Annotated in this window: 4 protein-coding genes; all 4 read left to right on the plus strand. The window is 36.7% G+C overall.

The window, feature by feature from the left end; genetic code table 11:
• Positions 1-274 (plus strand): helicase C-terminal domain-containing protein (locus tag AC1DTM_RS22925; RefSeq protein WP_477000961.1); only part of this gene is annotated, 274 nt, incomplete at its 5' end.
• 250 nt (positions 275-524) lie between these two features.
• Positions 525-695 carry a YpmA family protein gene (locus AC1DTM_RS22930; RefSeq protein ID WP_000358351.1) on the plus strand — a complete coding sequence of 57 codons (171 nt, stop codon included), beginning with the start codon at positions 525-527 and terminating at the stop codon, positions 693-695.
• A 7-nt stretch (positions 696-702) separates the two neighbouring features.
• Positions 703-1,206, plus strand: coding sequence for a cell wall elongation regulator TseB-like domain-containing protein (locus AC1DTM_RS22935; protein WP_477000962.1), 504 nt, complete (start codon positions 703-705; stop codon positions 1,204-1,206).
• Between the two features lie 18 nt (positions 1,207-1,224).
• The gene (gene aspB / locus AC1DTM_RS22940) at positions 1,225-2,412 is read left to right on the plus strand and encodes an aspartate transaminase AspB (RefSeq protein ID WP_477000963.1); all 1,188 of its coding nucleotides are present in this window, start codon (positions 1,225-1,227) and stop codon (positions 2,410-2,412) included.
• Positions 2,413-2,460 lie beyond the last annotated feature (48 nt).

Below are 2,460 nucleotides of genomic sequence, written 5' to 3' on the forward strand. Positions count from 1 at the left end.
GCCGATGATGGAAGCAAAAGGAGAGTGGCTAAAAAATCAAGGAGAAGACGTATTCGTTAAGTTAGCGCTCCCGCAAGCGATATTACGTTTCAAACAAGGATTTGGTCGTCTTATTAGAACAAATACAGATACGGGAACGGTATTTGTACTAGATCGCCGTTTGACAAGTTCTTCCTATGGAAAACGTTTTTTACAATCAATCCCAACCGTTCCGCTCTATGAAGGACCTTTAGAAGAATTGTTAGAGCAATTAAAGGAACGACCAAATAAATAAAATTGGAAGAAAAATACGCCTGAAGTACACTTAAACTTCAGGCGTAAAAAATGTGGGTAGGAGGAATTTTATTTTTCTTACTTCTTGTATACAAAATATATTGCTTTTCGATTTGAAACCTTTTTTTGCTGTACATGTCCTGCTATAATAGATGGGTGATGAAGCAGGGGTTGTAAAGAATGTACTCTTATTGTAACCGCATTGCGTTCTTCTATAATTAGAAATTTTTGTGTAACGGAGGAGTTTTTTCATGGATAAGAAAATCGAAGTCCTATCAACGACGCGTATTAAATATTCGTCTGACTTGTATAAAATTGTTGATAGCTTGAATCGTACGTTAAAAGAGCAGGACCTCATGTTCGGATTAGCATTAGACGAAAAAGATAAAGAAATAGCTGTATTTACGATTTACAGAACGTAGTGATACAATGAAAAAGTGGATCTTTGCAATCATTATCGTTATCGTTGCTAGCGGAATATATGGGGCGTATGTTTATAATAAAGCGATGGAAAAGAAAATTCCAAAAGAGTCAAAGTCTGTAGAAATTGCGAAAGAAAAGGCAAAGCTTACAAAGGTAAATGCTGTTGATTATTATAACGGAAAATCTTCATATACAGTCGTGCAAGGTGCAGATGAAAAAGGAGAACAAATTATTGTTTGGGTGCCTGATAAAAAAGGAAATGTCCTTGTGAAGAAAAAGAGTGAAGGTATTTCTGAAAAAGAAGCTTTGCAAAAATTGGCTGAACAGGCGACTGKAGAAGGTGCTGAACCTAAGCCGAAGCCAAAACAAATTGTAAAAGTAAAATTAGGTGCTGAAAACGATATTCCGTTGTGGGAAATTACATATATTGATCAGGAAGATCGTTATACGTATTATTATCTAGAAGTTCAAAATGGTGCATATGCTGGACACTACAGCATTGAAAAATAGATGTAGGGGGAACTACAAATGAAATTAGCAAAGCGAGTAGCTGCTTTAACACCGTCTTCAACTTTAGAAATTACAGCAAAGGCACAAGCATTAAAAGCAGAAKGTCATGATGTAATTGCGTTAGGGGCAGGGGAACCTGACTTTAATACACCAGAACATATTATGGATGCCGCGCATAAAGCGATGTTAGAAGGACATACGAAGTATACACCAACAGGTGGATTACAAGCGTTAAAACAAGAAATTGTGAAGAAATTTACTCGCGATCAAGGAATTGCGTATGATCCATCTGAAATTATTGTATGTAATGGTGCCAAGCATGCATTATATACATTATTCCAAGTGTTACTTGATGAAGGAGATGAAGTTATCATCCCAACTCCTTACTGGGTAAGTTATCCTGAACAAGTAAAACTCGCTGGTGGTAACCCAGTTTATGTAGAAGGTCTAGAAGGTAATGAGTACAAAATTACAGCAAAGCAGCTGCGTGGGGCAATTACAGAGAAAACGAAAGCAGTTATTATTAATTCACCGAGCAATCCAACAGGAATGATTTACAGCAAAGAAGAATTACAACAGCTTGGAGAAGTGTGTTTAGAACATAATATCTTAATCGTTTCAGATGAAATTTATGAAAAATTAATTTATGGTGCTGCAGAATATACTTCAATTGCCCAGCTTTCTAATGCATTAAAAGAACAAACACTTATTATTAATGGTGTATCTAAATCACATTCTATGACAGGATGGCGCATTGGATATGCAGCAGGAAATAAGCAGCTTATTAAAGCGATGACGAACTTAGCGAGTCATAGTACGTCAAACCCTACTTCAATTGCTCAATACGGTGCAATTGCTGCGTATGCAGGCTCACAAGAACCTGTAGAAACAATGCGTCAAGCGTTTGAAGAAAGATTGAACATTATTTATGATAAATTAATTCAAATCCCTGGTTTCACTTGTATCAAACCACAAGGTGCTTTTTACTTATTCCCAAATGTAAAAGAAGCCGTAGCGTTAGCTGGGTATGATACAGTTGATGAGTGGGCAAAAGCATTATTAGAAGAGGAAAAAGTAGCTCTTGTTCCTGGTACAGGATTTGGTGCACCAAATAACGTTCGATTATCGTATGCGACATCTCTTGAGCAAGTAGAGAAAGCATTAGAACGAATTCATACGTTCATGAAAAGCAAAGTACAGGCGTAATCTTCTGTCTTTTGTAGTAAATGGCAAGTAACCTCCCTATATATAGGG

The organism is Bacillus sp. P4_D3 (assembly GCF_056401855.1).

Bases quoted from the DNA above. Each gene is read 5' to 3' on its own strand.
- AC1DTM_RS22930 (WP_000358351.1), top strand. From the start codon at position 525: ATGGATAAGAAAATCGAAGTCCTATCAACGACGCGTATTAAATATTCG.